Genomic DNA, 6,156 nt, shown 5'->3' with positions numbered 1-6,156 from the left:
GGTTGCCAGGATTCTGGTGGTGGCAGCGGCACCGCGTCCGGCGAGTGCGGTGGCAAGATCGCTATCTTCGGTGCGTTCACCGGTGACAACGCGGGCCTGGTGATCCCGTCGCTGAACGGCGCGAAGCTCGCCGTCAAGCAGTTCAACGAGAAGAACAAGGACTGCAAGGTCACCATGCAGGAGTTCGACACCCAGGGTGACCCTGCGGTGGCGACCCCGTTCGCGAACCAGATCGCCGGTGACAACTCGTTCCTCGGCGTCATCGGTGGTCACTTCTCCGGCGAGTCCGACGCCACCATGCCGATCTACCAGGCCGCTGGCCTGGCCATGGTGAGCCCGTCGGCGACCCGGACCGACCTGACCCAGAAGGGCAACAAGTCCTTCTTCCGGGTGGTCGGCAACGACGGCACCCAGGCGGGCGCCGTGGCCACCTACCTCAAGTCGCAGAACGCGGCGAAGGTCTTCGCCATCGACGACGGCAGCGCCTACGGCGCGGGCATCACCGCCGAGCTGGGCAAGAACCTGCAGCTCGCCGGCACCGACAAGATCCAGGAGAAGCAGTCGCAGTTCGACGCGACGATCTCCAAGATCAAGGCGGCGCAGGCGGACTTCGTCTTCTACGGCGGTTACACCCGTGAGGCGGCCCCGCTGGTCAAGCAGATGCGCGCGGCCGGTGTCCAGGCCAAGTTCGTCGGCCCGGACGGTCTGTACGACCCGGCGTTCCCGCAGGGCGCGTCGGGTGGCGCCGAGGGCGCCATCATCACCTGCCCCTGCCTCCCGGCCGACAAGGCCGGCGGCACCTTCTCCGCCGACTACCAGAAGGAGTTCGGCCAGGCGCCGGGTTCCTACGGCGCTGAGGGCTTCGACGCGGCGCAGATCTACCTGGACGCGTTCAAGGACGGCAAGAAGAGCCGGGCCGACATCCTCGCCTACGTGAAGTCCTACGACAAGCAGGGCGTCTCGAAGTACATCAAGTTCGACGACAAGGGCGATGTCGACCCGTCGAAGGTCGTCATCTGGGCGTACCAGATCAAGGGCACGGAGATCACTGCTCTGCAGGAGCTCAAGCTCAGCTGACGTCATGGCACTGGAGTGCGGCCGGGGTGTCGTCCCCGGCCGCACTCGATGCAAGGAGACCCCGGTGAATTTCGACGAACTCTTCGGCCACCTCGGCCAGCACACCGTCGACGGGTTGTCCAAGGGGGCGATCTACGCCCTGATCGCCCTGGGCTACACCCTCGTCTACGGCGTACTGCGACTGATCAACTTCGCCCACTCCGAGGTCTTCATGGTCGGCACCTTCGCGGTGCTGGGCGTGTGGACCGCCTTCGGGGTGGAAAATAACCCCCCGGCCGGCCAGGCCATCCTCTTCCTGGTGCTCGGCCTGATCGCCGCGGCGGTCGCCTCGGGCGGCACGGCCCTGGCGATCGAGCGGATCGCGTACCGCCCGCTGCGGCGCAAGAACGCGCCGCCGCTGATCTTCCTGATCACCGCGATCGGCCTCTCCCTGGTGCTGGTCGAGGTCTTCGGCCTGCTCCTGCCCGACGTGGCGGGCGGCGCGCTGCCGTCGCTGTTCGGCGGCCGGCAGATCGTCGGCATGCCGACGATCATCAAGCAGGAGACCCTGTTCGAGATCGGCAACACCGCCATCACCAACATCCAGGTGATCGTCTTCGTCTCCGCCGTGGTGATGATGGCCCTCCTCGATTGGTTCATCAACCGCACCCGCTACGGCCGGGGCGTGCGGGCGGTGGCGCAGAACCCGGAGACGGCCGCGCTGATGGGCGTCAACCAGGAGCGCGTGATCATGCTGATCTTCGTGCTGGGCGGGATCATGGCCGGCGCGGCCGCGCTGCTGTGGAGCATGCGCTTCGGCTTCACCCAGAACAGCATCGGCTTCGTGCTCGGCCTCAAGGCGTTCACGGCCGCGGTGCTGGGCGGTATCGGCAACCTGCGGGGCGCGCTGGTCGGTGGCCTGTTCCTCGGCATCGTCGAGGTCTACGGCGCCACGCTCTTCGCCTCGAACTGGGAGGACGTCATCGCGTTCATCGTCCTCATCGTGGTGCTGATGTTCCGCCCGACCGGCCTGTTGGGTGAGTCGCTCGGGAGGGCCCGCGCATGATCGACAAGATCCGGAACGCAGACCGCCGTCGGGTCAGCATGCTGACCTCCGTCGGTGACCGATTCAGGGCGCTGCCGAAGTGGCAGCAGGTCGCGGCGCTGGTCGCCATGGTGGCGTTCCTCTACTACCTGCCGTTGCTCGGCATCCCCGGCCTGACCTGGCTGCGCACCGACTCGATCGCCGGTGGCAACAACTGGGCCGGCGTGCTGTTCGTCTGCGCCATCTACGTGCTGGTCGCGATCGGTCTGAACGTGGTGGTCGGCCTGGCCGGCCTGCTCGACCTCGGCTACATCGGCTTCTTCGCCGTCGGCGCGTACAGCGTGGCGCTGTTCGGCTCGGTGAACTCGCCGGTGGTGAAGGCGATCCAGAACAAGTTCGACCTGCCGCCGACCTGGGCGGTGACGTGGGCGATCTGTCTGCTCATCGCGATCGTGCTGACCATGGTCTTCGGGGTGCTGCTGGGCTGGCCGACGCTGCGGCTGCGCGGTGACTACCTGGCGATCGTCACGCTGGGCTTCGGCGAGATCATCCGCATCGTGGCCCGCAACGCCAACGGTGTGACCAACGGCCCGCAGGGCATCTCCGCGATCCCGGGCCCGGAGGGTCCGCCGGCGGCGGAGAACGAGTGGTTCGGCCTGATCGACGCGAAGCCGTGGTACTGGCTGGCGATCACCGTGGTGCTGCTGATGGTCTTCGCGGTGCGCCGGCTGGAGCGCAGCCGGGTCGGCCGCGCCTGGCTGGCCGTCCGCGAGGACGAGGACGCCGCGGCGGTGATGGGGGTCTACCCGTTCAAGTTCAAGCTGTGGGCGTTCGCCATCGGCGCGGCGCTCGGCGGCCTGTCCGGGTTCCTCTTCGCTAGCCGGAACGCGTTCATCGACCCGACCCAGTTCAACGCGAACCTCTCCATCCTCTTCGTCGCCATGGTCGTGGTCGGCGGCTCGGGGAACATGGTCGGGGTCTCGCTCGGTGCGGTGCTGCTGGCCTACCTTCCGGAGCGGTTCCGGGAGATCGCCGACTACCGGTGGCTGGCCTTCGGTCTGGCCATGGTGCTGGTGATGATCCTGCGTCCGCAGGGCCTCGTCCCCAGCCGGCGGCGAGCCCGTGAGCTGAAGGACCGCGCGGCGGAGGCAGAGGAGGCGCCCGCTCATGTCTGACGAGACCACCAGCACTGCCACGCCGAAGATCCCGGCGCAGCCGGGTCCGCGGCCGGTGCTGCTCGAGATCGACGACGTCACGCTCCGCTTCGGCGGCGTGGTCGCCCTCAACGGGATCAACTTCCAGATCCACGAGGGGGAGATCCTCGGTCTGATCGGCCCGAACGGCGCCGGCAAGACCACCTGCTTCAACGTGATGACCGGGGTCTACCGGCCCACCTCCGGGGCGGTCCGGTTCCGCGGCGAGCGGGTCACCGGGCGCAAGCCGCACCAGATCAGCCGGCTGGGCATCTCGCGGACGTTCCAGAACATCCGCCTGTTCCCGGAGATGACCGCGCTGGAGAACGTCATGGTCGGGACCGACTCCCGGCACAAGACGAGCGTGCCCGGGGCGCTGTTCCGGCTGCCCCGGTTCAAGCCGAAGCCGCACGAGGTCCCGCAGGTCACCGCCCCGGACGGCATCAAGCGGTCGTGGCAGCAGCTGCGCCGGTCGTGCGCGCAGACCTTCGGGCTGTCCCGGCACATCCTGGAGGAGCGGGCCGCCGAGGCCAAGGCGCTGGAGCTGCTGCGCTTCGTCGGAATCGCCGACCGGGCCAACGACGAGGCCCGCAACCTGCCCTACGGCTACCAGCGCCGGCTGGAGATCGCCCGGGCGCTGGCCACCGAGCCGAAGCTGATCTGCCTGGACGAGCCGGCCGCCGGCTTCAACCCGGCGGAGAAGGAGGAACTGCTCGCCCTGATCCGGAAGATCCGTGACATGGGGCTGACCGTGCTGCTCATCGAGCACGACATGCGCCTGGTCATGGGGGTCACCGACCGGATCGTGGTGCTGGAGTTCGGCCGCAAGATCGCCGAAGGGGCGCCCGCCGAGGTCAGTCGGGACCCGAAGGTGATCGCCGCATACCTGGGGGAGTCCGCCGATGACGCTGCTTGAGCTGGAAGACGTGAGCGTCGCGTACGGCCGCATCGAGGCCCTGCACGGCATCAGCCTGACCGTCAACGAGGGCGAGGTGGTGGCCCTGATCGGCGCGAACGGCGCCGGCAAGACCACCACCATGCGGGCCATCTCCGGGACCCGGGCGCTGGCCAATGGCCGCATCACCTTCAACGGCGAGGACATCAGCAAGCTCCGGGCCGACCTGCGGGTCGTCCGGGGGCTGTGCCAGTCGCCCGAGGGTCGGCAGATCTTCCCCGGTATGACGGTGATGGAGAACCTGGACATGGGGGCGTACACCCGGCGGGACTCCGCCGGCATCGCCGCCGACCTGGACCGGGTGCTGACCCTCTTCCCGCGGCTGGCCGAGCGGCGCAAGCAGGCCGGCGGCACGCTCTCCGGCGGTGAGCAGCAGATGCTCGCCGTCGGCCGGGCGCTGATGAGCCGTCCGAAGCTGCTGCTGCTCGACGAGCCGTCGATGGGTCTGGCCCCGATGGTCATCCGGCAGATCTTCGACATCATCACGGAGATCAACCAGCAGGGCACCACGATCCTGCTGGTGGAGCAGAACGCCCAGCAGGCGCTGTCCCGGGCGCACCGGGGCTACGTGCTGGAGACCGGTCGGATCGTGAAGGAGGGGTCCGGTCAGGACCTGCTCACCGACCCGGCGGTCAAGGAGGCGTACCTCGGCGTGGCCTGAGCCGCGTCGTAGCGTCGGCGGCCGTCCGTCCCCCAGGGGGCGGGCGGCCGTCCGGCGTCTGCCCGGATGTCGGTTTCCCTCCGCCGAGCGCGGTGCCGCCGGCCGGAGATGTCGGGCGTTGCGACTAGAGTCGCTGCCGTGACAGCTACGACCCCGCGCCTGCTCCTCGTCGACGGACACTCGATGGCATACCGGGCTTTCCACGCCCTGCCGGTGGAGAACTTCTCCACCACGACCGGGCAGCCGACCAACGCGGTCTACGGCTTCACCTCGATGCTCATCAACGTGCTCCGCGACGAGCAGCCGACGCACATCGTCGTCGCCTTCGACGTCTCCCGCCGCTCCTTCCGCACCGAGAAGTACGCCGAGTACAAGGCCGGCCGCAAGGAGACCCCGACCGACTTCAAGGGCCAGGTCAGCCTGATCAAGGAGGTCCTCGACGCGCTGCGCGTCCCGGTGGTGGAGAAGGAGGGCTTCGAGGCCGACGACGTCATCGCCACGCTCGCCTGCCAGGCCCGCGACCAGGGCATGGAGGTGCTGATCAGCAGCGGCGACCGGGACGCCCTCCAGCTCGTCGGCGAGCGGGTCACCCTGCTCTACCCGCGCAAGGGCGTCTCCGACCTGGCCCGGATGGACCCGGCCGCGGTCGAGGCGAAGTACGGCGTCGGCCCCGAGCGCTACCGCGACCTGGCTGCGTTGGTCGGCGAGGACAGCGACAACCTCACCGGCGTCGACGGCGTCGGCCCGAAGACCGCCGCCAAGTGGATCAACCTGTACGGCGGCGTCGACGGTGTGGTCGCCAGCGCCGACGCGATCAAGGGCAAGGCCGGCGACAACCTGCGGGCCCAGCTGTCCCGGGTGATCCGCAACTATGAGATCAACTGCCTGGTCTCCGACCTCGACCTGCCGCTGCGTCCCGAGGACGCCCGCTGGACCGGCTGGGACCGGGAGGCCGTGCACCAGGTCTTCGACACCCTCCAGTTCCGCATCCTGCGCGACCGCCTCTACCAGTACCTGGAGGCCGTCGAGCCGGAGGCCGAGGCCGGGTTCGACCTGGCCGGCGAGGTGCTGACCGAGCCGGGCGCGCTGGCCGGCTGGCTGGAGACGCACGCCCCGGTCGGCACCCCGGGACTCCGCCGTGAGCGTCAGGATGCCGGCCGGGCCGGCGACGCACCAGGCGTCGCGTCCGAGCCGTTGGTCCATTGTTCACCTGCCGGTCCGCCGCCGCGCCGCCCGGTGTTCCGCC

General features: G+C 69.1%; 6 protein-coding genes. All 6 read left to right on the top strand.

Features of this window, described 5'->3' with window-relative positions:
- Window positions 1-1,077: branched-chain amino acid ABC transporter substrate-binding protein (locus JNW89_RS24720; protein ID WP_255541197.1), on the top strand; the 1,077-nt coding region annotated here is incomplete at its 5' end.
- A 64-nt stretch (window positions 1,078-1,141) separates the two neighbouring features.
- Window positions 1,142-2,122 carry a branched-chain amino acid ABC transporter permease gene (locus JNW89_RS24715; RefSeq protein WP_238450690.1) on the top strand — a complete coding sequence of 327 codons (981 nt, stop codon included), beginning with the start codon at window positions 1,142-1,144 and terminating at the stop codon, window positions 2,120-2,122.
- Window positions 2,119-3,276 (top strand): branched-chain amino acid ABC transporter permease, encoded by a 1,158-nt coding sequence (locus tag JNW89_RS24710; RefSeq protein ID WP_238450688.1) that lies wholly within the window; start codon window positions 2,119-2,121, stop codon window positions 3,274-3,276. The genes JNW89_RS24715 and JNW89_RS24710 overlap by 4 nt, the downstream gene beginning before the upstream one ends.
- Window positions 3,269-4,210: an ABC transporter ATP-binding protein gene (locus tag JNW89_RS24705; protein ID WP_238450686.1), complete on the top strand. Its 942-nt coding sequence runs from the start codon at window positions 3,269-3,271 to the stop codon at window positions 4,208-4,210. The genes JNW89_RS24710 and JNW89_RS24705 overlap by 8 nt, the downstream gene beginning before the upstream one ends.
- Complete coding sequence (locus JNW89_RS24700; protein WP_238450685.1) at window positions 4,197-4,910, top strand: ABC transporter ATP-binding protein; 714 nt, start codon at window positions 4,197-4,199, stop codon at window positions 4,908-4,910. The genes JNW89_RS24705 and JNW89_RS24700 overlap by 14 nt, the downstream gene beginning before the upstream one ends.
- 138 nt (window positions 4,911-5,048) lie before the next feature.
- A partial coding sequence (locus JNW89_RS24695; RefSeq protein ID WP_309140025.1) for a 5'-3' exonuclease H3TH domain-containing protein occupies window positions 5,049-6,156 on the top strand: 1,108 nt, incomplete at its 3' end.

This window comes from Micromonospora sp. 4G55 (assembly GCF_016803375.1).
This window is presented reverse-complemented; position numbering and strand designations above follow the sequence as displayed.

Bases quoted from the DNA above. Each gene is read 5' to 3' on its own strand.
- JNW89_RS24710 (WP_238450688.1), top strand. From the start codon at position 2,119: ATGATCGACAAGATCCGGAACGCAGACCGCCGTCGGGTCAGCATGCTG.
- JNW89_RS24705 (WP_238450686.1), top strand. From the start codon at position 3,269: ATGTCTGACGAGACCACCAGCACTGCCACGCCGAAGATCCCGGCGCAG.
- JNW89_RS24700 (WP_238450685.1), top strand. From the start codon at position 4,197: ATGACGCTGCTTGAGCTGGAAGACGTGAGCGTCGCGTACGGCCGCATC.